General features: G+C 72.0%; 20 protein-coding genes. 14 read left to right on the top strand and 6 right to left on the bottom strand.

Annotated elements, in window-relative coordinates; all coding sequences use genetic code 11:
- Window positions 1-7: 7 nt before the first annotated feature.
- The 4 genes from ACFVQ0_RS24990 to ACFVQ0_RS24975 all read right to left on the bottom strand — a co-directional run bounded on the left by ACFVQ0_RS24990 (window position 8) and on the right by ACFVQ0_RS24975 (window position 3,669).
- Window positions 8-757 carry an SDR family NAD(P)-dependent oxidoreductase gene (locus tag ACFVQ0_RS24990; RefSeq protein ID WP_390091446.1) on the bottom strand — a complete coding sequence of 250 codons (750 nt, stop codon included), beginning with the start codon at window positions 755-757 and terminating at the stop codon, window positions 8-10.
- Window positions 758-877: 120 nt separating this feature from the next.
- Window positions 878-2,110, bottom strand: coding sequence for a class I adenylate-forming enzyme family protein (locus tag ACFVQ0_RS24985; RefSeq protein WP_390091444.1), 1,233 nt, complete (start codon window positions 2,108-2,110; stop codon window positions 878-880).
- Between the two features lie 150 nt (window positions 2,111-2,260).
- Window positions 2,261-3,085, bottom strand: a complete 825-nt coding sequence (locus ACFVQ0_RS24980; protein ID WP_390091443.1) for an MGMT family protein — start codon at window positions 3,083-3,085, stop codon at window positions 2,261-2,263.
- Entirely contained in the window at window positions 3,082-3,669 is a 588-nt protein-coding gene (locus ACFVQ0_RS24975) for an RNA polymerase sigma factor (RefSeq protein ID WP_390091442.1), read from the bottom strand. The genes ACFVQ0_RS24980 and ACFVQ0_RS24975 overlap by 4 nt, the downstream gene beginning before the upstream one ends.
- A gap of 242 nt (window positions 3,670-3,911) precedes the next feature.
- Here ACFVQ0_RS24975 and ACFVQ0_RS24970 point away from each other — a divergent pair, with 242 nt between their 5' ends.
- Together ACFVQ0_RS24970 and ACFVQ0_RS24965 are read left to right on the top strand one after the other, a co-directional pair.
- Window positions 3,912-4,997, top strand: a complete 1,086-nt coding sequence (locus ACFVQ0_RS24970) for a methyltransferase (protein ID WP_390091441.1) — start codon at window positions 3,912-3,914, stop codon at window positions 4,995-4,997.
- Between the two features lie 86 nt (window positions 4,998-5,083).
- Window positions 5,084-5,743: a cupin domain-containing protein gene (locus ACFVQ0_RS24965; RefSeq protein ID WP_390091439.1), complete on the top strand. Its 660-nt coding sequence runs from the start codon at window positions 5,084-5,086 to the stop codon at window positions 5,741-5,743.
- Between the two features lie 70 nt (window positions 5,744-5,813).
- Here ACFVQ0_RS24965 and ACFVQ0_RS24960 read toward each other — a convergent pair whose 3' ends face one another.
- Window positions 5,814-7,271, bottom strand: a complete 1,458-nt coding sequence (locus tag ACFVQ0_RS24960; protein ID WP_390091438.1) for an MFS transporter — start codon at window positions 7,269-7,271, stop codon at window positions 5,814-5,816.
- A gap of 186 nt (window positions 7,272-7,457) precedes the next feature.
- Between ACFVQ0_RS24960 and ACFVQ0_RS24955 the strand changes: the two genes are divergently transcribed.
- Window positions 7,458-7,907, top strand: a complete 450-nt coding sequence (locus ACFVQ0_RS24955) for a heme-binding protein (protein WP_390091437.1) — start codon at window positions 7,458-7,460, stop codon at window positions 7,905-7,907.
- 30 nt (window positions 7,908-7,937) lie between these two features.
- Here the strand turns inward: ACFVQ0_RS24955 and ACFVQ0_RS24950 are convergent, their stop codons facing one another.
- Complete coding sequence (locus tag ACFVQ0_RS24950) at window positions 7,938-9,599, bottom strand: FAD-dependent monooxygenase (protein WP_390091436.1); 1,662 nt, start codon at window positions 9,597-9,599, stop codon at window positions 7,938-7,940.
- A gap of 400 nt (window positions 9,600-9,999) precedes the next feature.
- On the opposite strand from ACFVQ0_RS24950, the gene ACFVQ0_RS24945 reads away from it, so the two are divergent.
- The 11 genes from ACFVQ0_RS24945 to metK all read left to right on the top strand — a co-directional run bounded on the left by ACFVQ0_RS24945 (window position 10,000) and on the right by metK (window position 25,910).
- The gene (locus ACFVQ0_RS24945; protein WP_390091434.1) at window positions 10,000-11,415 is read left to right on the top strand and encodes an MFS transporter; all 1,416 of its coding nucleotides are present in this window, start codon (window positions 10,000-10,002) and stop codon (window positions 11,413-11,415) included.
- A 361-nt stretch (window positions 11,416-11,776) separates the two neighbouring features.
- The gene (locus ACFVQ0_RS24940) at window positions 11,777-12,586 is read left to right on the top strand and encodes a 2-amino-3,7-dideoxy-D-threo-hept-6-ulosonate synthase (RefSeq protein ID WP_390091638.1); all 810 of its coding nucleotides are present in this window, start codon (window positions 11,777-11,779) and stop codon (window positions 12,584-12,586) included.
- Window positions 12,583-13,686 (top strand): 3-dehydroquinate synthase II family protein, encoded by a 1,104-nt coding sequence (locus ACFVQ0_RS24935; RefSeq protein WP_390091433.1) that lies wholly within the window; start codon window positions 12,583-12,585, stop codon window positions 13,684-13,686. The genes ACFVQ0_RS24940 and ACFVQ0_RS24935 overlap by 4 nt, the downstream gene beginning before the upstream one ends.
- A gap of 75 nt (window positions 13,687-13,761) precedes the next feature.
- Window positions 13,762-14,700 (top strand): bifunctional transcriptional activator/DNA repair enzyme AdaA, encoded by a 939-nt coding sequence (locus ACFVQ0_RS24930; RefSeq protein WP_390091432.1) that lies wholly within the window; start codon window positions 13,762-13,764, stop codon window positions 14,698-14,700.
- On the top strand, window positions 14,697-16,442 hold the full coding sequence (locus ACFVQ0_RS24925) for a class I adenylate-forming enzyme family protein (RefSeq protein WP_390091431.1): 1,746 nt from the start codon (window positions 14,697-14,699) through the stop codon (window positions 16,440-16,442). The genes ACFVQ0_RS24930 and ACFVQ0_RS24925 overlap by 4 nt, the downstream gene beginning before the upstream one ends.
- 165 nt (window positions 16,443-16,607) lie before the next feature.
- Window positions 16,608-17,609, top strand: coding sequence for a methyltransferase (locus ACFVQ0_RS24920; protein ID WP_390091430.1), 1,002 nt, complete (start codon window positions 16,608-16,610; stop codon window positions 17,607-17,609).
- Window positions 17,610-17,682: 73 nt separating this feature from the next.
- Window positions 17,683-19,509, top strand: coding sequence for an FAD-dependent monooxygenase (locus tag ACFVQ0_RS24915; protein WP_390091429.1), 1,827 nt, complete (start codon window positions 17,683-17,685; stop codon window positions 19,507-19,509).
- Window positions 19,510-21,204, top strand: coding sequence for an FAD-dependent monooxygenase (locus tag ACFVQ0_RS24910; RefSeq protein WP_390091427.1), 1,695 nt, complete (start codon window positions 19,510-19,512; stop codon window positions 21,202-21,204).
- Window positions 21,201-23,177 carry an FAD/NAD(P)-binding protein gene (locus ACFVQ0_RS24905; RefSeq protein WP_390091425.1) on the top strand — a complete coding sequence of 659 codons (1,977 nt, stop codon included), beginning with the start codon at window positions 21,201-21,203 and terminating at the stop codon, window positions 23,175-23,177. The genes ACFVQ0_RS24910 and ACFVQ0_RS24905 overlap by 4 nt, the downstream gene beginning before the upstream one ends.
- On the top strand, window positions 23,174-24,640 hold the full coding sequence (locus ACFVQ0_RS24900) for an adenylosuccinate lyase family protein (RefSeq protein WP_390091424.1): 1,467 nt from the start codon (window positions 23,174-23,176) through the stop codon (window positions 24,638-24,640). The genes ACFVQ0_RS24905 and ACFVQ0_RS24900 overlap by 4 nt, the downstream gene beginning before the upstream one ends.
- A 61-nt stretch (window positions 24,641-24,701) precedes the next feature.
- Complete coding sequence (gene metK, locus ACFVQ0_RS24895; protein ID WP_390091423.1) at window positions 24,702-25,910, top strand: methionine adenosyltransferase; 1,209 nt, start codon at window positions 24,702-24,704, stop codon at window positions 25,908-25,910.
- Window positions 25,911-25,944: the final 34 nt, after the last annotated feature.

Here is a 25,944-nt window from a genome sequence, read left to right as displayed (position 1 = left end):
TTCCGCTTCAAACGGCACCGTATCCACCGTCGACCGGGAGGATGGCGCCGGTGGTGTAGGAGGCCAGTGGTTCGGCGAAGTTGGCAATCCACCAGGCGACCTCCTCCGCGCTCCCCAGCCGGGCCAGCGGGAGCAGCTCGTGCAGCCGGTGGATGGCGGTCACGGCCCGGTCATCCAGCGCGTTGTTCTCCAGGATCGGTGTCTCGACCGGACCGGGCGCCACGGACACGACGCGGATCCCGCGATCGGCGAGTTCGCCCGCCCATGTTCGGGTGAAGGAGTCGAGGCCGGCCTTGGCGGCGCCGTACAGCGACAGCCCCGGCCATCCGCGCTGCCCGAAGGACGCACTGATGTTGACGACGGTGCCGCGCGACCGGGTCAGCGGCGCTATCGCGGCCTGGGTGAGCAGCAGCGGGGCGCGCAGGTTGACGGCCATGAAGCGGTCGAAGTCGTCGGCGCAGATCGTCCCCAGCGGTGTCTGCCGCAGGCTCCCCGCGCTGTGCACCAGGACATCGATACCGCCGAACGTCTCCAGCGCGGTTTCGATGATGGCGGTGGGCGACGTCTTCCCCGTGACATCCGCGCTCAGCGGCACGATGGAGGACCTGCTGCCGGCCGTGGCGACCAGCTTCTCCCGGGTCCGGCCGACGGCCAGGACGTTGGCGCCGCGGTCGGCGAAGGCGTGTGCGGTCGCCCGCCCGATGCCGCTGCCGGCCCCGGTGACGATCGCTGTCATCCCCGCCAGAGTGTGGGTCAACGCGACGTCTCCTTCTAAGAGGTGAACGAACCCTGCTGCCTGGAAGAACACCTGTCGCGCCATTCGGTTGCATCGCCCGCTCCCCGCTTCCTGCCCGGCCCGCGAGCGGCCGCTTCCCGGTCAGTCGGCGGGTGTCCCGCTGCGGGTGAGCGAGCGGGACGCCGCCCGGTCCGAGAGCAGGACGTGGTCGATGCCGCGCGTCAACTCGCGCCGGTCGGCCGGCGGATCGATGCGGTCCATGATGCGCAGCGCACCGCTGGAGGGATCGCGGACCGCCCGGTCCCGGGTGCAGAACCAGCCCGGTCCGTCTGGATCGCCGTCGGGCAGGAACCGGGCGGGCGTCTCCTGAGGCCCCAGGTACGGGGTGCCCGCCAGGCGGACCTGGAGCTCACCCTCGACGATCCTGATCCGTACCCCTGGAGCGACCATGCCCACCGACCCCGGGGCGAACCAGCCGGTGGGGTCGGCGGCGACGATGCCGGTCTCCGTGGTGCCGTACGCCTGGCCGATGCGTACCCCGAAGCGTTCGGTGAACCGGGCGTGAACGCGTCCGTCCATCCGGTCCCCTCCGGAGACGGCACACCGCAGCGCGGGCAGCCGCACCGAGCGGTCCCCCCGGGCCAGGGCGGCGAAGTGGTCCGGGCGGCCCAGCACGGTGTCCACGGCGGCCCTGATCGCGGTCCGCAGCAGCGCGGGCCGCGAGGACCGGGTCGGGAAGACGCTGACCGCCCCGGCGTCCATGTTGTGCAGGACGCCACCGACGAGGTTGAAGGAGTGGGCGACAGGGCCCAGCAGCATGACGTTCGACCCCGCGCCCGGCATACCGCCCATCCTCCGGAAGGCGGCGAGTTCGGCGAGCAGCGATTGAGGGGTGCGGGCGACCGCCTTGGCGAAGCCGGTGCTGCCGGAGGTGAAGTGGATGAGGCAGGCGTCGGTCACCGCCCGCTGTCCGCCGCGCAGTTTGCGGACGAGGAGTTCGGCCTCGTCATGGAAGATCCGGCCCCGGGGGCCGCTGTCGCCGAAGGCGACGTAGAACTGCGGCCGGCAGTGGTCCAGGAGCCGCTCCAGCTCCCTGCCGCGGATCTCCGGGCCCATGAGCAGGACCTGGGCCCCCCGCGACCACAGCGCGAGGAGCGACCAGAGCTGGGTGAAGCTCTGCGCGCCCTGGATCGCCACGGTGGCTCCGGGGCGCACGCCGTACGCCTCGAAGAGCCGTCGCAGTGAGGAGACCTGTGCACGCAGCCGTTCGTAGGTGACCTCGGAGTCGGCCCGCGCCCACAGCGCGTCGGCGGGATGACGCGCCAGCAGTTCGGAGCCCCACCAGCGTGGCTCGTCGTCGAGTTCGTCGCGCATGTCGGATGTCCCTTCCCGTGCGTCGTGCCGGGCGGTGGGCGACCGCTCTCACCGCACACAGAGCGGAACACCGGCGCGCCGGGAAGGGTTGCCCCTGCGCCGTGTTCCCGCCGTGTTCCCGCCGCACGGCGCGTCGTACCGCCACTGTGCTCACCCGGAGACCGGCCGACAGCTCCGGCAGGCGCGGTAACCGGCGCCCCTGGCCTCGGCCGCGGTGCGGAAGGGCCGCTGGTGGGGAGGGGTGATCCGGCGGGCGTGGGCACAGGTCGGATGGCAGTAGATGTAGGTGGTGTCGCTGCCGAGCAGGACGCCGCCGCGCCTGGACAGCTCCGCCAGCCGCAGCATGTCGATCCCCTCCGCGGATCGCAGCGCCCTGCCGGTGGCCGGGGTGTACGCGCCGTCGCACGGGGTGCCGTCCTCGTAGGTGACCCGGTGGCAGGGGATCAGCAGTGTCAGCGGATTCCGCGCCAGCGTCCTGGCGACGAAGCCGTTGACGTCCGGCATGTCCACGACGTCCGCCTCCCGCGCGATCCAGCCGACCGGACGCAACTGGCCCTTCGGTACGGTTCTGACGGCCTTGAGTACGGCGCGCTCATGGGCGTCGAGGCCGGTGAGGTCGACGGGCAGCGACTTGGCGCGGCCGGTCCGCAGGGCGGGGCGCAGCCCGGGGAAGGGCATGGTGGAGCGGATGGCGGCGCGTCCGGTCCGCTGCCAGTGGATCTCCTCGAACATCTCGGGGCTGACCACCATCGAGTCCAGTGCGGAGCCGGTGACAGCGGTCGGGCTGTACGCCGCGTACAGGCCGCCCGCGCCGGTCTCCAGCAGGACGTAGGCGTCGTAGCGCTCGTGGGAGATCCCGACGTGCCGCAGGATGCGCAGCGCCAGATCCACCGGGCCGGGGGACGTGAGCCCGGCCAGGGCGTCCTCCAGGGAGCTGCCCCGGGGCGCGGGGCCCGTGTTGTCGTTCTGGCTCACTTCAGCGCCTCCCTTGAGGGTGGATCGCCGGCTTTCAGCAGCTCTCGCAGATTACCGACCCCGCGGGAGACCTGCGCCTTGACGGTACCCACTGGACATCCCTGGACCTCGGCGATCTCCCCGTAGCTCATCCCGACGACGTGCCGCAGGACCACCGCGACCCGGGCCTTCTCGGGGAGTTCGGTCAGCGCCGAGACCAGCCGGCCCCGGTCGTCGGCGGTGGAGGCCCGTTCCTCCGGGCCCGGGCTCTCGTCCGCCCAGGTCTCGGCGGTGTTCTCGACCGGGGCCGGCGACACCGGGTGGCGGACGTTGGTGCGGATCTGGTTGCGCCAGACGTTGGCCGCGATGGTCATCAGCCAGGCGCGGCACCGTAAATCCCGGCGACGGGACGGGGAGTAGCCCCGCAGGGCCGTGTAGGCGCGCAGGAAGGTGTCCTGTCCCAGGTCCTCCGCTTCGACGGCTGACCCCGTGACCCGGAACAGGAACGCGTGGACCGCCCTGGCGTGGAGGCGTACCAGCTCCGTGAAGCCGTCGTCGAGATCCACTGCCAGCCGCTCCGTCAGGTGTTCGGCCGTTTCGTCCATCGTCGTTCAGAACACCGGACGGGCGCGGAGGGTTGCGCGGGCTCTCGTCGCCGCCGATCGTGCCGTCACTCCCGCCCCCTCGCCGTCGGGTGCTCCGGAGCGTCGTCACACCGCGCTCCAGGTTCGGCCGCAAGTTCCGGAGTGTCCGGCATCGGTCGAGCTCCTACTTTTGGCACAACCGACGCTTGCCCAGAACGGCGCCGGACAGGCCAGGAAACCGGACATGCCAACGAAGGAGACCGATGAGCCCGCAGGACGCCGTACTCACCAAGTTCCGTGAATACACCCTGGGTCCGCTCAGGTTCATGAACCTGCTCAGCTGTTTCGAACTGGGAATCGTCGATTCACTCAAGGAGGACAGGAGCGGCGGGCTGACCGCGGCCCGGATCGCGGAGAAGGCCGGCGTGACCCCCGCCGCCGCCGAACAGCTGCTGCACCTGATGGTGAAGGAGGACTTCGTCTCCTTCGACGAGACAGCGTCCACCTACACGCTGGACGGCCTGCGGGATCTGACGGACGAGGACCTCGCGCGGGTCATCCCGTGGATGAACATGGTCAAGGAGGTCTGCCTGCGACAGCTCTACCACCTGTCCGACAGCGTCCGGACCGGTACCGTCGTCGGCCTCAAGGAACTCTTCGACTTCGACGGCAACTTCTACGAGGCGAGCACGCGGCACCCCGAACTCCAGTCGTCCTGGGGCGCCATGATGGACCAGGTCACCGACTTCATCGACCCCTGGTTCTACGACCAGCTGGACGTCGCCGAGGACGCGAAGATCCTGGACCTGGCCGGGAACACCGGTCTCGGCGCGATCCTCGCCTACCGCCACAAGGGCGCCAAGGGTGCCAAGAACCTCCAGGTGACGTGCTTCGACTTCCCGGAGAAGGAGGCCGAGGCCCGGGAGAACTTCCGCAAGCACGGCGTGGAGGAGAACTGCTCGTTCATCGGTGGTGACGTGTTCCAGGGTCTTCCCAAGGGATTCGACACCGTCATGATCAAGCACTTCCTGGACATGTTCGACAAGGAGAACGTCTACCGCATCTTCCAGAGCGCCCATGACGCGCTGGAGGTCGGCGGACAGGTCTACGTCCTGGTGCCCATCCATCCCGAGGACGTGAAGGCCTCGTACTCGGTGGACTTCTTCCCGTCGTACATGCTCGGCTGCACCATGGCCCAGGGCGGACCGCAGAAGATCTCCACGTACGAGCAGTGGATGGAAGCCTGCGGCTTCAAGGTCACCAAGGCGATCTCGCAGGACATCAGCACCATGCCGCCGGACGTGATCCCCGTCCACGGGATCATCTGCGGCACCAAGATGGCCTCCTGACCCCCTCGGTCCGGTGGACGCGGACGGGACACGGGAACACCGGGCCCGGTGTTCCCACCGTGCACAACGCAGCGAGGAGAGGGAACATGGCCGTAAGCGCCGGTGAGGTCTACTACAACCCCCCGTGCCGTCAGAAGATCGTCGTCCGTACGGCCGCCGCCGACACCGGCGGTGCCCGGTCGGTACTCGACCTGTACGTCGCCCCCGGTGGCTTCGCCGCCGACTACCACCTCCACCCGGCGAGCGAGGAGCGGTTCACGCTCGTCCGCGGCCGGCTCCGGGTCAGCATGGCCGACCGGGACGTCATCCTGGAGAAGACCGGGCAGACGGTGGCGGTCCCGCCGGGCACGTCGCACCGTTTCTACAGCGCGAGCGACGACGCAGAGACCCTGGCGATAGTCGAGTTCACCAACCGGGCGGAACGGTTCGAGGTCCTGCTGCTCCGCGAGCTCTTCGGCTTGGCGGAGGAGGGCCTGAGCGACGGCCAGGGGAAGCCGAACCTGATGCAGACCTCCCTGACCCTGCGGGAGTTCTCCGACGTGCTGCGGTTCACCGGTCGCCCCTGGCCGCTACAGCGCACCCTGTACGGCGCGGTCGCTCCGCTCGCGCGGCTGCGGGGCTACCACGCCTGCTCGCCCGTCGAGGGGTGGAAGCCCGCACAGCGGGCGGAGCTGGAGGAGCTGCCGCCGGAGGTGGAGCGCCAGGTGGCGGAGCGCCTGCGCGCCGGCCTGCGGCCGCAGGTCTGAGAGCGCCAGGACGTACGCCTCCGCGCCACCGGATCCGGTGGCGCGGAGGCGTACGTCCTGGCAGTGGCGGTCAACGGCGCAGGGCCGGATCGGGGCGTGGCTCGTCGCTCGGTGCGGGGGCCACCGGCCGCGACGGGCGCAGCGCCCACTGCGCGACCACCGCGGCGACGACTGCAGTGGCCGCCAGCGAGGCGGCGACGATGGTGAACGCCGAGACCGCGTCGGCGCGGCCGGCGTGCGGGGCGATGTCCAGGTAGACCGTGCCGAACACGGCGACGCCGAGCGAACCGCCCACCTGGATGGTGGTGTTGAACAACCCGCTGACCTCAGCGGCGTACTCGTCGGTGACGCTGCTGGTCAGCCCGGTCAGGGTGCCGCTGAAGGCCGCGCCGTACCCGAGGCCGCCGATGCCCAGCAGGGCGATCAGCACGGCGTCGTTACCGGCCTGTCCGGCGGCCAGGGTCAGCGCGATACCGGTGAAGGCTGCGCCCAGTACCAGCCGCCCGGCCGGAGCTGCGAGCCGCTTCGCACGCGGTCCGCAGCGGCCCAGGAGCGGTCCCGCGACACCGAACGCGGCGACCCAGGACACCAGGGACAGCCCCGAGAATCCGGCGCTCCTGCCCAGCCCCTGCTGAAGGTAGAGGGCGAGGACGAAGAGCAGCCCGAAGTAGGTGGCCACCGTGGCCGCCTGCGAGATCAGCGCCAGGGCCACCGGCCGCCTGGTCAGCAGCGAGAGGGTGACCAGCGGGTTGCCGCCGCGGGCGGCCTGGCGGCGCTCCACCCGGACGAACAGCACGAAAGCCACCACCGAGACCGCCAGGCTGGCCCAGGTCCACAGCGGCCAGCCGGCCTCCCGGCCCAGCACGATCGGCACCACGAGCAGCAGCATCGCCGCCGACAGGGCCAGCGCGCCCGGGACGTCGAGCCGTTTGCTGCGCTTCGGCGCCACCGCGGGCAGGCAGAACCACGCGACCGCGATCAGTGCGATGCCGACCGGCACGTTGATGAGGAAGGCGGGTCGCCAGGCGGTGCCGAACAGGTCGGCCGAGACCAGCACCCCGCCCAGCACCTGGCCGAGGACGGCGCTGGTGGAGAGCACCGCCGTGTAGAGGCCGAGGGCCCGGGCCCGTTGCCGTCCCTCGAAGTGCAGCTGGATCCCGGTCAGCACCTGCGAGGTGGTCATCGCCGCGCCTGCGCCCTGGACGATCCTCGCCCCGATGAGCACCCCCGCCGTCGGTGCGAGGCCACAGGCGGCCGAGGCGGCGGTGAACACCACGAGCCCGATCAGGTACACCGCGCGGTAGCCGTGCCGGTCCCCCAGCCGGGCGCTGGTGATCAGCAGCATCGCGTAGGTCAGTGTGTAGCCCGAGACGATCAGCTCCAGCTGCCCGCCGGAGGCGCCGAGATGATCCCGGATCGACGGTGTCGCGATATTGACGATCGCGATGTCCACGCTGCCGAGGAACATCCCGCCGAGCAGCGAGACCAGGAGCCGGCCCGAGTGCCGGGCGGGCGGTCGTTCTTCCATGACGCATCTCCGGATGGGTTGCCGTGGGTGTCAGCCGGTGGCGGCATTCGGCCGCCTGCAGGTGAACCCCGTCGGGGCGGGGTCCGTTGCAACGGCCGGACCTTCGGCGGTGTTGTTCCTTCGAAAGGGAGGGTCACCCGGCGGGTGTCCCTCGGCACTTCCAAGGAACGAGACGGAGACATCGACGTGAGTGACCTCGAGAAGACCGGGATCGCGGTGCTGACCACCCGGAGCATCAGCCTGGCCGGTGCGCAGCGGGTCATCGGCGCGGCCCTGGCCAGCGCGGAGGAATCGGACTCCCGGGTCTCGCTCGTGGTGATCGACGCCGGGGGCAACGTGACGGCGATGGCCAGGAGGGACGGTACGGCGGACACCGCCACCACGGTCGCGCTGAACAAGGCCAACACCGCACTGACCATGCGCACGGCCACCGATGTCTTCAGCAGGGCCATCGAGGACAACACCACGCTGGTGAGCAGCCTGGGCAGCCAGCCCGGTATCGCGTTGATCGCCGGCGGGCTGCCGATCACTGAGGGCGACGAGGTGATCGGGGCGATCGGTGTCAGCGGATCGCGCGACGGCAAGGACCTGACCATCGCCCACGCCGGGGCGGACGCGCTGCGGTCGGCGCCCTGAGACCGGCGCATCGGCCGGGCGGCCGTCGGCTCAGCCGGCGCCCGTCACCTGCGCCAGCAGGCGGGCGGCGTCGCGCGGGAGGCGGTCGCCGCGCCACGCCAGGTGCTGGTCGGGCCGGACCAGGGCCAGATCGCGGCCGTACAGCTCACGTCCGACGGGTCCGGGCACGTCCAGCACCGTCAGCGGGACACCACGGTCGGCGGCGGCGGCGCACAGCGCGGCGCCGTCCGGCGGTGCCGCCCCGAGGCGCAGCAGCGTGAAGCCGGCACCGAGCCGGTCGTACAGCGAACTGCCGACGCCGCGCCCGCCGTCCAGCCACAGATGCGGGGCGCGGCCGCCCGGGACGCCGCTCGGCGTGTACGTGGTGAGTGAGTCGGGCGGTGGGGTGTCGGAGTCCTCTGCGCGGATCACGGGGGAGCCGTCGTACCGGGCCCCGAGCTGGACCCCGATGGACGAGAACTGTTCGCCGAGGGTGCCGAGCAGGGCCGCGGCGGCGGCCCGCGCGCTCCGGCCGGCCGCTGAATCGTCCTCCAGGGCGGCCGGACGTTCGATGGCCCCCAGATTCCGGTTGAGGGCCCGTGCCGCAGCGGTGTTGCGGAGTGCGACCGGACGCCGTTCCGCGCTGTAGGAATCCAGCAGCCGCGCGCCGCCCCAGCCCCGCGTCCCGGCGGCCAGCTTCCACGCCAGGTTCGCGACGTCGTCGATCCCGGTGTTCATCCCGAACCCGCCGGTGGGCGTGAACAGGTGGGCCGCGTCCCCGGCGAGGAACACCCGGCCGGTACCGAAGCTCCCGGCCACCAGCGCCACCCCGGGCTTCCACGCCCGGTGGCCGAGCACCTCCACCGGCAGGTCGGTGCCTGCCGCGGACCGCACGATCCGTACGAGCTGCTCCGCGTCGAAGGCGTCCGGGTCCAGGGAACTGGTCAGCAGACAGAACTCGTCCGCGCCGTCCAGGGCGATGAGGTTGACCACCACATCGGCGTTGACGGCCCAGTAGCTCCAGGCGTCCCGCCCGCGGAGCAGGTCCCGGCGCAGGGTGGGCAGCCGCAGATACGCGGCGGTGGCCTTCCGGCCGAGGACGTCCTGGTCGAGCGCCTGCTCCCCGGTGTACTCGATGCCCGCCGAGCGCCGGACGAGGCTGCGCCCGCCGTCGCAGCCGACGACGTAACGCGCCCTGGTCCGGCGGCCCCGGTGGTCCCGGACGGTCACCCCGTCCGCGTCCGGCAGGATCTCGTCGATCCGCACCCCGTACCGCAGGGTGATGTTCGGCCGGGTCCGTGCGTGCCGGACGAGGAACCGCTCCACGTACATCTGGTTGGCGCGGTGCAGCGGCTCGGGGACCTGGCAGTCGGCGGCCGCCGAGGCGACGGCGTTCCGCTTCTGCGTACCGGACGGCATCGGCAGCCGGGCCAGCTCGTGTCCGCTGTAGCGGGTGAAGTAGACGACGTCCGTCGCCTGGTGCTCCGGCAGCCCCAGGGCGCGGACCCGCTCGGCGATGCCCAGCCGCCGGTAGTGCTCCATGGTGCGTGCGTTGTGGGTGTTGCCCCGTGGGTGGTCGAAGGAGGCGTCCCCCTCGTCGTACACCACGCACGCCACGTTCTGGGCGTCCAGCAGGAGGGCGAGGGCCAGACCCACCGGGCCCCCGCCCACGACGACGACGGGGGTCCGTGCGGCGAAGTCTTGTTCCGGCATGCCGACCGTCCTCGAACCGAGTCTGGAAACGCTGACCGGGGCAGGCTACGGACCTCCCCAGCCCGCCACGCTCCGGTTGTTGCGGTCGAATCACCGCTGTCACGTCCATGCAGGTCAGCAGGGTGTGCTGGAGGCTTCCGGGCGGCCGGAGACCGCCGAGCTCCACGTCTGATTCCCGCTAGTGCCGGTCCCGTCCACCGAGCACAGTGGGAAGCGTGACCGGGTCCGGCGTGACCGGGGGCACGGGGGACCGCGAAGCGCCGTGCAACCGATGCGGCGTGGCCGGTGTTCTGTCATCACCGGCTCACACCTGCCAGGACCTCCGGCAGGGGTTTCAAGCAGGAGAAGGGATCGTGGCATGCAGGTGCGGACTACGGCCGGCGCGGACGCTTCGGCGGCCGTGACGGACACGACAGCCGGCGAGGCGGGAACCCGTTGGGCGGGAATCGGGCTCGCGCTCATGCTGTGCGCCCAGTTCATGGTCATGCTCGACGGCTCGATCGTGACCGTCGCCATCCCGGACATCCAGCGGGAGCTCGGCTTCTCGCAGGCGGGGGTGCAGGGCGTCATCACCGCGTACAACGTGGCCTTCGGCGGCGCGCTCATCCTGTGCGGACGCATCGGCGACCTGCTGGGCCGGCGCCGGGTCTTCGTGATTGGCATGGTCGGCTTCGCGCTCACCTCACTGATGTGCGGTCTGGCGCAGAGCGCGGTGATGCTGGTGGCCGGACGTGCTCTCCAGGGCTTCTCGGCCGCGCTGATCGCGCCGACCGCCCTGGCGCTGCTGACCACCTCCGTCCCCGAAGGGCCTCAGCGGGTCAAGGCGATGAGCAAGTTCGGCATCGCGACCGTACTGGGATTCGTCAGCGGACTGGTCCTGAGCGGGGTCCTGGTACGCGAGTGGGGCTGGCAGGGCGTGTTCTACGCGACCGTGCCCGTCGGGTTCCTGGTGGCCGTGCTCGCGCCGAAGTTCATCGCGCGCGCCTCCCGGCAGCCGCACCGCATCGACGTGGTCGGAGCGATCCTGATCACCGTCGGGGTCTCCCTGGTGGTCGCGGCGCCCGCGCAGGGCGTGGCGTCCGGATGGACGTCGGCCGCCTTCCTCATTCCCCTTCTGGCCGGTGCCGCGCTGCTCGCGGTATTTCTCTGGTACGAGACCCGGCACCCCGAGCCGCTTGTCCGGCTCGGGCTCTTCCGTTCCCGGTCGCTGCGTGCGGCCAACGTCGTATCGGTATTCTCCGGTGTCAGTTCCGGTTCCGCCTATCTGCTGACGACCATGTATCTCCAGCAGGTGCTGAATTACTCGCCGTTGAAGGCCGGGCTCATTGTCGCGCCGGTCGGGATCCTGAACATCACCTTCGGTCTCTTCATCGGGCGCCTGATCGGCCGCATCGGGCTGCGCGGCTCCATCACGGCCGCGACGGTGCTCTCCGGCCTGCTCATCGCGCTGGTCGCCTCCCAGGTGTCCGTCGAGCCCCGCATCGTGGTCTTCGCCGTGGTGCTGCTCCCCATGGGGATGGCGTTCATGGCGACCACGATCACCTCCACCCTCGCCGCCACCTCGGGTGTGGTCAACCATGAGCAGGGGCTCGCGGCGGGTGTGCGCCAGACGTCCTTCCAGCTCGGCATCGCCCTGGGTGTGGCCGTACTGGTGCCCATCGCCTCCAGCCGGGCGCACGGCGCGGCCCCGGGCAACGCGGCCGACCTGGCCGACGGGATCCAGCTGACGCTCTATCTGCTCGGCGCCCTGGTGGTGGCGGCCGGACTCTTCGCCTTCCACGGCTTCCGGCCGGCCCGGGAGAAGGCAACGCGCTGACCCGGCCCCGGCCCGGTACGCTGCCCGGCCCCGGCCCGAACGAATTCATTTCAGTCGGCAATTAACGGTTCAACCATTTTGGCGGAGAGGCGGCACGGACCCCAAACCGGGTCCGCGCCGCCTCTCCGCTTTTCGTCATTCCCTGGACCTGATTATTCCGCTTGTCTGTAGCGGCGCTGTGCAATTCCTGGTGTTCTCGGTCGCATGCTATTCGCATGACACGAAGACCTCCTCGGAAAGAGTCTTCCGCCCGATTGGGTGCCACCGAGGTTCCGGAATCGTCGTCCAGCCCCAGGGCGTGTTCGCACGAAGGCCCGGGGCCGCCGTCCTCCAGAACGTGCTGCACAAGGGAGCGCCGATGATGAGAACGACCTCCACGGGAAAACTGCTGCGTCTTACCAGACTGTGCGGACACGGGGACGGCCGGTACCTGTTCGTGCCGCTCGACCACTCCGTCTCGGACGGACCGATCGCCACTGCCGACCGGTTCGAGCAACTGATCCGGGACGTGGCGGCCGGCGGCGCCGACGGCATCGTCGTGCACAAGGGCCGGGCCCGCGTCGTCGACCCCGAACTGCTCGCGGACTGCTCGCTGATCGTTCACCTGAGCGCCAGCACCCCGCACAGCCCGGACGCCGACGCCAAGGTCCTGGTCGGCGACGTCGAGGAAGCCCTTCGGCTCGGCGCCGACGCGGTGAGCGTGCATGTGAACATCGGCTCCGACACCGAGGCGGCCCAACTCGCCGACCTGGGAGCGGTCGCCGCCGCCTGCGACCGCTGGGGTATGCCCCTGCTCGCCATGATCTACCCGCGAGGTCCCCGGGTCACCGACCCCACCGACCCCGTCCTGTTGTCCCATGTCGTCAACATCGCCGCCGACCTCGGGGTCGACATCGTCAAGACGGTGTTCGCCTCCCCGGCCGAGCGGATGGCCGAAGTGATCGACAGCTCACCGCTCCCGATCATCGTGGCGGGCGGCGACCGCGCCGACAGCCTGACCGAATTCGCCACCTCGGCACTGGCCGTCGGGTGCAGCGGGCTCGCTGTCGGACGGCGGGTCTTCGGTGCCGCCGCGCCGCGCGCCACCGTCTTCGAGCTGGCCGGAATCGTCCACGGACACCCCGGCACCCTCCTCTCTTCCCCTTCCCCGCGAATGGCAGGTGCTCTGTGAAGCTCAGCTGGATAGACGTGCGTTCCATCGGATCGGCGAAAGACGCCATCGTCGAAGAGGCGATCCACGCCCGGATCGACGGGATCCTCGCCGCCGACCCGGCGGACTTCGCCGCACTGCCGCCGACCGTGAAGAAGATCCTCTTCCCGCAGGGGGAGAAGCTCCCCGAGGACTTCGGAGCCGCCGACATCGTCATCGTCGAGCCCGCCAAGCACGGTGAGCCCGCCGAACTGGTGCTGCGCCACCCCGAGGTGGAATTCGGCCGCTACGTCGAGATCGTGGACGCCGAGTCGCTGGAGGAGGCGTGCCGCTCCGGCCGTACCGAGAAGTGGAGCGTGCTGGACTTCCGCGACCCCACGAAGATCCCGCTGGAGATCGTGATCGCGGCCGCCGCCAAGGCGGAGGGCAGCCTCATCACCATCGCCCACGACGTCGAGGAGGCGGAGATCATCTACGGCGTCCTCGAACTCGGCTCCGACGGTGTGCTCATGGCGCCGTCCGCAGTGGGTGACGCCACCGGCCTCAAGCGGGCCGGCGAAGGCGGCGTGCCGGACCTGGAGCTGGTCGAGCTGGAGATCACCGCGACCGCGCACGTCGGCATGGGCGACCGGGCCTGCGTGGACACCGCCGCCTACTTCGGCAAGGACGAGGGCATCCTCGTCGGCTCGTCCTCCAAGGGCATGATCCTGTGCGTCAGCGAGACCCATCCGCTGCCGTACATGCCCACCCGCCCCTTCCGGGTCAACGCCGGGGCCATCCACTCGTACACCCTCGGTCAGAACGAGCGCACCAACTACCTGAGTGAGCTGAAGGCGGGCAGCAAGGTCACGGCCGTGGACATCCACGGCAAGACCCGGCTGGTGGTCGTGGGCCGGGTCAAGATCGAGAGCCGCCCGCTCATCTCCGTCGACGCTGCGGGCCCGGACGGCCGCACCGCCAACCTGATCCTCCAGGACGACTGGCACGTGCGGGTGCTCGGCCCCGGCGGCGTCGTGCTCAACAGCACGGAGCTCAAGCCGGGCGACAAGGTGCTCGGGTACCTGCCCGTAGCGGACCGTCATGTCGGCTACCCGATCAACGAGTTCTGCCTGGAGACGTGACACATGCGGGAGCGAGTGTCCGACCCGACGCGCAGAACACGGCCGGCCGGCCGCTCGCGCCCGCCCCAGGGGGGCGTGGCTGCGGGGCCGCCCCGGACCAGGGAGTACCCCGACGACGACGCCCGCTGGCGGGCCGTACTGCGGCGTGACCGGCGGGCGGACGAGGCGTTCTGCTACTCGGTGGTGACGACCGGCACCTACAGTCGGCCGTCCTGCGGGTCACGGCACGCCCGCCGTGCCAACACCGTCTTCTTCCCGGACCCCGAGGCCGCCGAACGCGCGGGCTTCCGGCCCTGCCGGCGCTGCCGGCCCGACCAGGCGGTGTACGACCCGCACACCACCGCGGTCGTCCGGTCGTGCCGGCTGATGGAGGCACCCGGCCCGGCCCCCTCGCTCGGCGAGCTCGCCGAAGCGACCGGCTTCAGCCGATTCCACTTCCACCGGCTGTTCACCGCGCTGACCGGCGTCACCCCCAAGGCGTACGCCGCCGCCTGCCGCGCCGACCGGCTGCGGCAGGAGATCCCCAGGACCGGGACCATCACGGAAGCCATCTACGAGGCCGGGTTCAATTCGAGCGGCAACTTCTACGCACTGGCGCAGAACCTGCTGGGCATGACGCCGAGCAGCTTCAAGAACAGCGGACGCGGCGAGCGGATCAGCTACGCGCTCGCCGAGTGCGAACTGGGCCTGCTCCTGGTCGGCACGGCGTCCGCCGGTATCTGCTCGATCCAGATCGGCAGCGACGCCGAAACCCTCGTCGGGCGCCTGCGCAGCCGGTTCGCCGAATCCGGGCTGACCGCCGCCGACCCCGGCTTCGGCCGCCGGCTGGCCACGGCCCTGCGCGGCGCGGCGCCCCTCACGGGACCCGGCGACCTCCCCTGCGATATCCGCGTCAGGGCGCTGGGGGAGTGGCTGCGGACCGCGCTCAAAGAGCCACGGCCCGGGTCCCCCGCACGGCGGGCAGAACCCGCGCTCCCCCCACCGATGGCACGAGTAGGAGAGGCACACGCATGAACATCCTGGGGACCCACCGGTCCGTCACCCAGCGCCTGCGCCTGACGGCCGACCGGCAGCTCGGCGCCGGCGACTTCTTCTGGCACACCTGGCGGACGGCGCGGGACCGGGACCGGCCGGTCCTGTTCCACCCCGACACCACGTCACCCGACTGGGACGAGGGCGAGATGACGGGGACGTCCCTCAACGACATCCGGATCGCCGCGATCCGGTACGCCCACTGGTACCGCACCCACGGAGTGCGTCCGTCGACCCATGTCGGGGTCTTCACCCGCGACGGGCTGTACGGTCTGATTCACCACATAGCGATCACCGCCCTCGGCGCGGTCGCGGTGCACTGCAATCCCCACATGGCCATCGGCACCGCAGCCGAGTACTTCCGCCGCACCCGCACGACGGTCCTGGTGGGCGACACGGACCTGCTGGCGGGCTGCGCCGAGTCCTGGTCGCTGCCCGAAGCGGCCCCGGACCGGCCGCTCCTGACCAAGGACATCGCGCGGCTCGACGAGACGGCGCCGCTGCCGCCCGCGCCGCTGACCGGGTTCCCCTACCGCCACCGGCCCGACGACCTGGTGATGATCTCGCACTCCTCGGGGACCACCGGGCGGCCCAAGGCCCCGGTCTTCACCCACGCGTCGTTCTTCAACGGCAAGCGCGAACGCCTGTGGACCTTCCCCTCGCTGCGCTCGGACCGGATGCTGACCGCGCTGCCGCACAGCCACTCGGCCGGCATCAGCTATCTCAGCATGGCCCTCATGCTCGGCATCCCGACGCTGCTGCTGGACGCGGCGGACGGCGCCTCGGCCGCGCGGGCCGTCAACCGGTTCCACCCCACCTTCGTCCTGGGGTTCCCGCTGACCCTGGCGGAGATCGACCCCTCCCTGATCACTCCGGAGGCAGCCCGGCACATCCACACCTGGAACGGCATGGGAGACGCCTCCCACGAACGCCACATCCGCCCGCTGACCGCGCTGGGCAGCCGTCGGGACGGCGGAAAGGAACTGGCCGGTTCGGCGTACGTCGACGGGCTGGGCTCCTCCGAGATGGGGATGGTCCTGTTCAAGCAGGTCTTCACCCCGCAGTCGGCGGGCTTCGGACGGCTCATCGGCCGGCCCGTCAAGGCCGTTCAGGACGCCGCGGTCCTCGACGAGCGGGGCCTGCCGCTGCCCGACGGCGAAGCCGGTCTGCTCGGCGTCCGCACGCCCAGCATCACCCCCGGCTACTGGGACGACCCGGCGCTCGGAAAGGAGTCGCTGCGTGGCGGCTACTTCCTGACCGGCGACGTCGTCCGGCGCGAGAGCGACGGCCTGTGGTACCACCTCGACCGCACCCCCGACGTGATCCGCGCCGCCGACGGGCCGGTGTACAGCCTCCCCCTGGAGGAGGTCGTGCTGCTCACCACCGGGGCGCTGGACGCCGCGGTCGTCGCCGTGGACGACCCCGGAGCCCCCGGGGCCCAGCAGCCGGCCGCCGTCGTGCTCTTCGGAGGAGACTCCGGCGCGGCCCCCGGCCACGGTGGCGCCTCCCCGCAGGAGCTGCTGGACCGCTGCAACGACGCGCTGGCCGGACACGGACTCGCACCGCTGAGCGCCCTAGTCATCGCCGCGGACCGCGGCGGCCTGCCGGTCGGACCGACCGGCAAGGTCCTCAAGCGGCAGCTGCGCGAAGCGCACCAGGACCTGCTCGGCCGGCCGGCGGAAGCGGGCACAGCCCATCGCGGGCAGCGGCTGCCCTCGGCGTAGACCGCGCCCGGCAGCGACGCTCCTACAGCGGCCCTCGCGGCCTCACCCACGACGGACGGCGGCGCCGCGGCGCTCCCTGACCCGCCGCGGTCGCGGGTGAGGCCGTAGGCAAGGGCTCGTCCGGCAACTTGGCAGGAAGCCCCACACACCGAAAGGCTCGACGACATGGCCCACGGGCAACCCGCACGCCGCGTGGTGGACCTCCTCACCGGCGCTTGGCAGGCCCAAGCGCTCTACGCGGTCGCGGCACTCGACCTCCCCGACCACATCGCCGCCGGGCACACCAGCGCGGCGAAGATGGCCGCGGCGACCGGCTCCGACCAGGACGGCATCGAACGCCTGCTGCGGCTGGCGACCGCCATGGGCGTCTTCGAGGACACCGCGGACGGCTACCGGCTCACCCCGGTCGGCGAACTGCTGCGCTCGGACGACGAACGGTCGATGCGCGACATGGCGGTGATCTACGGCGAGGAGTTCCACCGGGCCTGGGGAGAGGTGGTCCCCGCTCTGCGCACCGGCACCTCCGGCTTCGCCCTCGCCTTCGGCACCCCGCTGCGCGGCTACCTGGAGACGGAACCGGGCGCGGGGGAGAAGTTCCAGCGGGCGATGAACGCCGGCAACGTGTTCTTCCCCGATGTCCTGGAGGCCTACGACTTCTCAGCCTGCCGCACCGTCGTCGACGTCGCCGGGGGCAGCGGGACGCTGCTGGCCACCGTCCTGCGGGAACACCCGGAACTGCACGGCGTGCTGTTCGACCTGCCGCACGTGGTTCCCGTCGCGCAGGAACACCTGCGGAGCACGGTGGAAACCGGCCGCTGGCGGACGGTCGGCGGCGACGCCTTCCAGCAGGTCCCCGCGGGAGCGGACGTCTACCTCCTCTCCCGGATCCTCCAGGACTGGGACGACCAACGGTGTGTACAACTGCTCTCCGTCATCCGCGAGGCGATGCCCGACACCGGCCGGCTGCTGGTCGTGGAGCGGGTCATCCCCACGGACGGCTCCGGAGTCCTGGCCCTGCTGTGGGACCTGCACCTGCTCGTGGCAGCCGGCGGCCGGGAACGCACCCTCGACGGCTACCGGGACGTCCTGGCCGCCGCCGGGCTGCGGTTGGAATCCGTCACACCGATGGCCCTCGAAACGAGCCTGCTGGTCGCCTCACCGGCCTAGGCCGTGCCCGCGAACCGCCATCTGTCCCGCGTGGTCCGGCCGGCCCGCGACAACGTGAACCGAAGGAAGCGTGATGAACTCATCCCGTCGACCCGATCCGGCCGACCGGAACGTCCCCGTACTCATCGTGGGTGGCGGCGGGTCGGGGCTCACCGCCTCCCTGGCCCTGTCAGGACTGGGAGTCGACTCCCTGCTCGTCGAACGCCACCCCGGCACCTCGACGCTGCCCAAGGCGCACATCCTCAACGCCCGCACCATGGAGGTCTTCGGACAACTGGGCGTGGCCGGTGACATCTACCGCGAAGGCGCGCCGCAGGAGAACTGCGGGGCGATGGTGTGGCTCTCCAGCCTCGGCGGTGACGAGCCCTACGACCGCAAGGTGCTCTACCGGGCCAGCGCGTACGGCGGCGGCGAACTGGCCGAACGCTACGCCCGCGCCTCCGCCTACCCGCACGCCAACCTCGGCCAGCGGTGGCTGGAGCCCCTGCTGCGCCGGCACGCCGAGGAACGGGCCCCCGGGCAGCTGCTCTTCCACCACGAGCTGGTAGGACTCCGGGAGGACGAGGACGGGGTCACGGCCACCGTGCTGGACCGCACGGCCGACCGGACCCTGCGGGTGCGGGCCCGGTACGTCGTCGCGGCCGACGGCGGCAAGACCGTCAGCAGGCTGCGCGGCATCCGCATGGCGGGCACGCCGACGTTCCTGGAGTGGATCAACCTCCATGTGCGCGCCGACTTCTCGGAGTTCATCCCGTACGACGACGCCGTCGTCAACCGCGTGTCGAGCCTGTCGGACGACGGGGCGCTGGAGCACTGCGGAGTGGTGCCCATGGGACCGAAACGCTGGGGGAGGCACTCCGAGGAGTGGACGCTGATGTTCTCCCGGCCGCCGTCCGCCGCCGCACTCGACGACGACACGATCGTCACAATGGTGCGCCGCACCCTGAAACTCCCCGACGACCACGCCATGGACGTCCGCAACGTCAGCCGCTGGCCGGTGGAGGGCACGGTCGCCGAGCACTTCCGCTCCGGCCGGGTCTTCCTCGTGGGGGACGCCGCCCACCGCCACCCGCCGTCCGGCGCCCTCGGCCTCAACACCGGTGTCCAGGACGCCCACAACCTCGCCTGGAAACTCGCCCTCGTCCTGGGCGGGCAGGCCGGCCCCGCGCTGCTCGACAGCTACGAGGCGGAGCGCCGACCGGTGGCCGAACGGGTCGTCGAGCGGGCGCTGTACTCGCTGTTCAACCAGATCGCGTTCACCTCGGGCACCGGGGTGGTGCAGGGAGCCCGGCCGGAGTGGAATCGCGCTCAGCTGACGGCACTGTTCTCCGACACCCCGGACGGCGCGACCCGGCGGGCCGTGCAGCGCGAGTACTTCGCCACCAACCGGATCACCACCGAGCACCTCGGTCTTGAGATGGGGTACGACTACGCCGACGCCGGCTTCGTCGGGGACGACGGCACCGAGCGCCCCGGACAGGACCCGCTCGGCCTCGACCACGTACAGGACGCCCGGCCAGGGTCGCGGCTGCCGCACGCCTGGCTGCGGCACGGCGGGCAGCGCGTCTCCACCCACCATCTGCACGCCGGCTGCGGCTCGTTCCTGCTGCTCTCCGGCGCCGCGGGCGAGCCCTGGCTCGCGGCCGCCGACGAACTGGCGCAGACCCGCGGTGTTCAGGTCACCGCGTACGCCGTCGGGACCGGTGACGGACCCCGGGACGACAACGGCGCCTGGACGGAGCTGCGCGGCCACGACGACGCGGGAGCGGTCCTGGTCCGCCCGGACGGCTATGTCGCGATGCGCTGGCTGACGGGCCGGCCGCGGCCTGCCGAGGCGCTGGGGGCGGCGCTCGACGTCGCGCTGGCGCGCGACGCGTTACGAGCGGGAGGGCGGGACTAGATGTGTGAACCGCTGCGGACCCCCGTCGCCATCGCGGGCGGCGGACCGGTCGCCCTGATGCTCGCCCTCTTCCTCGACCACCACGGCATCCCCTGCACCGTCTTCGGCTCCGGTCGGCCCCGGCGCGACGAGCCGCGCGGCACCACCCACGACGCGCGGACGATGGAGCACTACCGGCGGCTGGGCGTCTCCGGCCCGGTCCGGCGGCTCGGACCGGCCGCCGGCCACCCCACGGACATCGCCTACTTCACCCGGTACAACCGCCCCGAACTGTCCCGGCTGCCACAGCCCGCCCGGACCCAGCGGCTGCGGCAGGTCGCGGCGGCTCCCCGCACCGACCAACTCCCCGAACCCGCCCACCGCGCCGACCAGACGTCCGTCGGGGACCTCCTGTGCGAACACGCCATGACCCGCCCCAACATCACCCTGCTCCGCGGCCGGCAGATCACCGGGCTCGACCAGGACGCCGGGCAGGTGCGCGTCCGCGCCGGGCACCCGGGCCGCCCCGACGAGGAATGGACCGCGCGGTACGCCGTCGTCAGCGACGCGGAACCCGGCTTCGTCCAGAAGGAGCTGGGCATCCGCTACGAAGGACCCGGCACCGGGCCTGCCGGCCGGGCGGACACCGGGCACCGGGCGACAGCCGCGCACCTGCGCCTGCCCACCTTCCGCCGCGAGGTGCTCGGCGGACAGCCCGCCTGGAGCTACTGGGCGGTGAACGCCGACCTCGTGGTGAACCTGATCGCGCTCAACGGCGAGGACGAGTTCTTCCTGCTGACCCGCTCGCTGGACCCCGGCACCGCCGACGCGGCCCGGCTCACCGACCTCGTCCGGCGCGCGGCGGGCACCGATCTGCCCGTCGAGGTGCTCAGCCACAGCTCCCGGGCGCCGGGCGCGGAACGGGTGGCGGAGCGCTTCGTCAAGGGGCGGGTCCTGCTGGCGGGCGACTGCGCCCATCTGTTCACCCCGGACAGCGGGTTCGGCCTGAACACCGGGGTCGACGACGCCGCCAACCTCGCCTGGAAGCTCGCCGCCGTCCTCCGGGGCTGGGGCGGCCCCTCCCTGCTGGCGACGTACGGCGGCGAACGCCGGCCGATCGCCCTGCGCAACACCGCGGCCGCACGCGAACTCCACGCCGCGATGGCGCAGATCGAGCGCCCCGCGGCCCTGGACGCCGACACCCCGGAGGGCGTCGAGGCCCGCGACCGGGTGGGGGGCCTCCTGCGCTGCCACGGCCAGCGCACCGAATCGATCGGGGTCCAACTCGGCGCCCGCTACGACGGATCACCGATCGTCGTCCCCGACGCGGACGCCGAGATCCCGGGCGACCCCTGGGGCATGTACCTCCCGACGAGCGTCCCCGGCGGCCGCGCCCCCCACCTCTGGCTGGACGACTGGCACGGCCCGGGCAGCTCCCTGTTCGACCGCCTCACCCCAGGCTTCACCCTGCTGCGGCTGGGCCCGGAACCACCGAGCGGCAAACCGCTGCTCGCGGCGGCCCAGGCGCACGGCATGCCCCTCCAGATCCTGGACGTCGAGGACCGGCCCGCCCGTGACCTCTACGAACGCGATCTGGTCCTCATCCGGCCGGACCAGCACGTGGCCTGGCGCGGAAACCAACTGCCCACCGACCCGGGCGACCTGGTGGCACGGGTGACCGGGGCCGGACGGGCCCTCACCGGGAGACGGATATGACCGCACAAGACCTGGAAATCTGTGTGGTGGGCGCAGGGCCGCGCGGACTGTCGGTCCTGGAACGCCTCTGTGCCAACGAACGCGCCCGCCCGTCCCACCGGTCCGTCGTCATCCACGTCGTCGACCCCTTCCCACCCGGCCCCGGACGGGTCTGGCGGACCACGCAGTCCGCGCTGCTGCTGATGAACACCGTCGCCTCGCAGGTCACCGCCTTCACGGACGACAGCGTCGAGATGAACGGGCCGGTGGAACACGGACCCAGCCTGTACGAGTGGGCCAAGTCCGCCGTCCTGGGCGGCAGTACGGCCCCGTACGACGACCGCACCCGGGCCGAGGCCCGCGACCTCGCCCCCGACTCCTACCCCACCCGGGCCTTCTACGGCCGCTACCTCGCGGACGTCTACCGGCAGGTGCGGGACCGGGCACCGGACCACTGCACCGTGCGCGAACACCGCACGCGGGCCGTGGCGCTGGAGGACACCGACGGTGTCCACGGCGGCCCGCAGACCCTCACCCTGGCCGACGGCACCCGGCTGCCGCGCCTGGACGCCGTCGTCCTCGCCCAGGGACACCTGCCGTCCCGCCCCACCGCACGCGAGGAGGAGTGGGCCCGCGCCGCCTCCGCCCACGGGCTGACGTACCAGGGCCCCGCCAACCCCGCCGACCTCGACCTGTGCGCCGTCAAGGCCGGCCAGACCGTACTGGTCCGGGGCCTGGGGCTGAACTTCTTCGATCAGATGGCACTGCTCACCCGCGGCCGGGGCGGCACCTTCGAACGCCGGGACGACGGAACCCTCGTCTACCACGCCTCAGGACAGGAGCCGCACATCCGGGCCGGTTCACGGCGCGGCATCCCGTACCACGCGCGCGGCGAGAACGAGAAGGGAGCGCACGGACGGCACATCCCGCGTGTGCTCACCCCGTTGTTGATCGGCGGGCTGCGCCGCCGCGCCGTCGACGCCGAGCGCGTCCACTTCGGGACGGACCTGTGGCCGCTGATCGCCAAGGAGGTCGAGAGCGTCTACTACGAGACGCTGCTGACCGCGCGTGGCCGGGCCTCGGCCGCCAGGGGATTCGTCCCCCGCTACCTGGCGGCGCCGGCCGGTGAGGGCGAACGGCTGCTGCTCGACGACTTCGGTATCGACGAACGCGACCGCTGGAACTGGAAGGCCCTCTCCCGGCCGCTCGCACAGTGCCGGTTCGACGACCGCCACACCTTCCGCGACTGGCTGCTCGACCACCTGGCGCAGGACGTGCGCGACGCCCGGGCCGGCAACCTGAGCGGACCGCTCAAGGCGGCCCTGGACGTGCTGCGGGACCTGCGCAACGAGATCCGGCTGGCGGTCGACCACGGCGGCCTGGAGGGCAATTCCTACCGTGACGACCTCCAGGGCTGGTACACCCCGCTCAACGCCTATCTGTCCATCGGCCCGCCCGTCTCCCGCATCGAGGAACTGCGGGCCCTGATCGAGGCCGGCGTGGTGGAGATCATCGGTCCGGATCTGGAGATCGGCATCGACACCGGCAGCCGCCCCGCGTTCGTCGCCGTCTCCAAGACCCTCGACACTCAACCCGTCCGCTCCTGCGTCCTCATCGAGGCCCGGCTGCCGGAACCCAACCTCCGGCGCACCGGGGACGCCCTGCTGCGCCAGCTGCTCGCCACCGGACAGGCCGTCCCGTACCGGCTGGAGGGGAGCTGCGGCACCGAGTACGAGACCGGCGGCCTGGCGGTCACCGAACGCCCCTACCGGACGGTGGACGTCCACGGCCGTACGCATCCCCGTCGCTTCGCGTACGGCGTCCCCACCGAAGCCGTCCACTGGGTGACGGCGGCCGGCATCCGGCCCGGCGTCAACTCGGTGATCCTCGGCGACTCCGACGCCATCGCGCGCGCGGTCCTGGCGCTCGTCCCCGCGCGGACCGGGCCGGCCGCCGACCGGCACGACGGCGGCCTGGCGGAGGTGGCGTCATGAGCGCGGGCTTCGACGGCGGGGCCGACAGCGGGCTGCTGTCACCGGTACGGGCCGGCGTCCCCGTCGAGGGGGCGGTCTGCGACCGCGCCTGGCTCCAGGCGATGCTCGACGCGGAAGCGGCGCTGGCCCGTGCCCAGGCGGCCCTGGGGACGATGCCCGCCCCGGCCGCCGAGGCGATCACCCGCGCCGCCCGCGCCGAGGGGATGGACCTGCGCTCCCTGGCCCTGGCCTGCCGGGAGACCGCCAACCCCGTCGTCGGTCTCGTCCGGGCCCTCACCGCGGCGGTCGCCGCCACCGACCCCGCCGCGGCCGAGTTCGTCCACCGGGGATCGACCAGCCAGGACGTGCTGGACACCGGCGCCATGCTGGTGTGCCGCGACGCGCTGCGGCTGATCGGCGCCGACCTGGAGCGGACCGCCGCGGACCTGGCCGTCCTCGCCGGACGGCACCGGAGCACCGTCATGGCGGGCCGGACCCTGGCGCTGCACGCGGTGCCCACCACCTTCGGCCTCAAGGCCGCCGGATGGCGGGCGCTGGCCCTGGACGCCGGAGCCCGGCTGCGCGCAGTGGAGCGGACGCTGCCGGTCTCGCTCGGCGGCGCGGCGGGCACCTTGGCCGGCTACCTGGAGTACGCGACGCCCGACGGCCCGCCGGACGACCCCGACCGCTATCTCGACCTGCTCGTGGACAGGTTCGCCGCCGAGACCTCGCTGGCCCGCCCGGTACTGCCCTGGCACGCGCTGCGCACCCCCGTCGCGGACGTGGCGGCGGCGCTGGCCTTCACCGCCGGGGCGCTGGGGAAGATCGCCACCGATGTCCAGGTGCTGACCAGGACCGAGATCGGCGAGGTCACGGAACCCGCCGTCGCCGGGCGCGGCAGCTCCTCGGCGATGCCCCACAAGCGCAACCCCGTGCTCGCCACCCTGATCCGCAGCGCGGCGCTGCAAGTGCCCTTGCTGGCCACCGGACTGACCCAGTGCCTGATCTCGGAGGACGAGCGCTCCGCCGGCCCCTGGCACGCCGAGTGGCTGCTGCTGCGCGAAAGCCTCCGGCTGACCGGCGGCGCCGCCCACACGGCCGCCGAACTCGCCGCCGGGCTGGTCGTCAGCCCCGGCCGGATGCGCGCGAACCTGGCGCTCACCGGCAGCCAGGTGGTGACCGAGCGGCTGGCGGCGGTCCTGGCCCCGTACCTGGGCCGGGCAGCCGCCAGGGAACTGCTCAGCGACGCCTCACAGACCGCGGTCCGGGAGAAACGGCCGCTGTCCGAGGTCCTGCGCGCACACCCGGACGTCGTCCGCTGCCTCGACGACCCGGCCCTGGAGAAGCTGCTCGACCCCACGGCCTACACCGGCGCCGCCGAAGCACTCGTCGACCGGGCCCTGGCCGCGCCGTCCCCGTTCGCCACCGAAGAGACCCCGTCCGGCGTGCGGCCGAACCCGTCCGACGCGGAACCGGCCCCGTGAAGCGCCCGATCCACCCCGTCCGCCCCCGAAACGACCACCCGCTGACCGAAGGGCCCTGCTGATGTCGACACGCCTGTTCACCTCGGAGTCCGTCACCGAGGGACACCCCGACAAGATCGCCGACCAGATCAGCGACACGATCCTGGACGCCCTGCTGAAGGAGGACCCCGCCGCCCGGGTCGCCGTGGAGACACTGATCGCCACCGGCCAGGTGCACATCGCGGGCGAGGTGACCACGTCCGCCTACGTGCCCATCGACCAGCTCGTGCGCAGCAAGATCCTTGAGATCGGCTACGACTCCTCATCGAAGGGATTCGACGGCGCCTCCTGCGGCGTCTCGGTATCCATCGGCGCGCAGTCGCCCGACATCGCCCAGGGCGTCGACAACGCCTACGAACACCGCACCGGCGGCGAGGGCGGGGAACTCGACCAGCAGGGCGCGGGCGACCAGGGCCTGATGTTCGGATACGCCACCGACGAGACCCCCAGCCTGATGCCGCTGCCGATCGAACTCGCCCACCGGCTCTCCCGCCGCCTCTCCCAGGCCCGCAGGGACGGCTCGATCCCCTATCTGCGCCCCGACGGCAAGACCCAGGTCACCATCGAGTACCGGGGCAGCCGGCCGGTACGCCTGGACACCGTCGTCGTCTCCTCCCAGCACGCCGCCGACATCAGCCTGGACGGCCTGCTGACCCCGGACATCCGCGAGTACGTCGTCGACCACGTACTGGCCCAACTCGCGCAGGACGGCATCAAGCTCGACACCGAGGGACACCGGCTGCTCGTCAACCCGACCGGCCGCTTCGAGATCGGCGGCCCGATGGGCGACGCGGGGCTCACCGGGCGCAAGATCATCATCGACACCTACGGCGGGATGGCCCGGCACGGCGGCGGCGCGTTCTCCGGCAAGGACCCGTCCAAGGTGGACCGTTCGGCCGCCTACGCGATGCGCTGGGTCGCCAAGAACGTCGTCGCCGCCGGGCTCGCGGAGCGCTGCGAGGTCCAGATCGCCTACGCGATCGGCAAGGCCGAACCCGTGGGTCTGTTCGTCGAGACCTTCGGCACCGCCAAGGTCGCCGTCGACCGGATCGAGCGCGCCATCACCGCCGTCTTCGACCTCCGCCCGGCCGCGATCATCCGCGACCTGAACCTGCTGCGTCCGATCTACGCCCAGACCGCCACGTACGGCCACTTCGGCCGGGAGCACCCCGACTTCACCTGGGAGCACACCGACCGCGTCCAGGCCCTGCGCCAGGCCGTCGGCCTCTGAACCGGGCGACCGGCCCCCGCCACCCCCGCGGCCG

Origin of the sequence: Streptomyces sp. NPDC057900, assembly GCF_042887885.1 — a bacterium.
Lineage (GTDB): Bacteria > Actinomycetota > Actinomycetes > Streptomycetales > Streptomycetaceae > Streptomyces.
Note: the sequence above shows the minus strand (reverse complement) of the source record. Positions and strands in the feature narration are given on the sequence as shown.

What these genes read in the sequence shown, in the direction of transcription:
- ACFVQ0_RS24940 (WP_390091638.1), top strand. Translation starts at nt 11,777, where the DNA reads ATGAGAACGACCTCCACGGGAAAACTGCTGCGTCTTACCAGACTGTGC.
- ACFVQ0_RS24985 (WP_390091444.1), bottom strand. Translation starts at nt 2,110, where the DNA reads ATGCGCGACGAACTCGACGACGAGCCACGCTGGTGGGGCTCCGAACTG.
- ACFVQ0_RS24900 (WP_390091424.1), top strand. Translation starts at nt 23,174, where the DNA reads ATGAGCGCGGGCTTCGACGGCGGGGCCGACAGCGGGCTGCTGTCACCG.
- ACFVQ0_RS24965 (WP_390091439.1), top strand. Translation starts at nt 5,084, where the DNA reads ATGGCCGTAAGCGCCGGTGAGGTCTACTACAACCCCCCGTGCCGTCAG.
- ACFVQ0_RS24950 (WP_390091436.1), bottom strand. Translation starts at nt 9,599, where the DNA reads ATGCCGGAACAAGACTTCGCCGCACGGACCCCCGTCGTCGTCGTGGGC.
- ACFVQ0_RS24915 (WP_390091429.1), top strand. Translation starts at nt 17,683, where the DNA reads ATGAACTCATCCCGTCGACCCGATCCGGCCGACCGGAACGTCCCCGTA.
- ACFVQ0_RS24925 (WP_390091431.1), top strand. Translation starts at nt 14,697, where the DNA reads ATGAACATCCTGGGGACCCACCGGTCCGTCACCCAGCGCCTGCGCCTG.
- ACFVQ0_RS24910 (WP_390091427.1), top strand. Translation starts at nt 19,510, where the DNA reads ATGTGTGAACCGCTGCGGACCCCCGTCGCCATCGCGGGCGGCGGACCG.
- ACFVQ0_RS24920 (WP_390091430.1), top strand. Translation starts at nt 16,608, where the DNA reads ATGGCCCACGGGCAACCCGCACGCCGCGTGGTGGACCTCCTCACCGGC.
- ACFVQ0_RS24970 (WP_390091441.1), top strand. Translation starts at nt 3,912, where the DNA reads ATGAGCCCGCAGGACGCCGTACTCACCAAGTTCCGTGAATACACCCTG.
- metK (WP_390091423.1), top strand. Translation starts at nt 24,702, where the DNA reads ATGTCGACACGCCTGTTCACCTCGGAGTCCGTCACCGAGGGACACCCC.
- ACFVQ0_RS24975 (WP_390091442.1), bottom strand. Translation starts at nt 3,669, where the DNA reads ATGGACGAAACGGCCGAACACCTGACGGAGCGGCTGGCAGTGGATCTC.
- ACFVQ0_RS24960 (WP_390091438.1), bottom strand. Translation starts at nt 7,271, where the DNA reads ATGGAAGAACGACCGCCCGCCCGGCACTCGGGCCGGCTCCTGGTCTCG.
- ACFVQ0_RS24905 (WP_390091425.1), top strand. Translation starts at nt 21,201, where the DNA reads ATGACCGCACAAGACCTGGAAATCTGTGTGGTGGGCGCAGGGCCGCGC.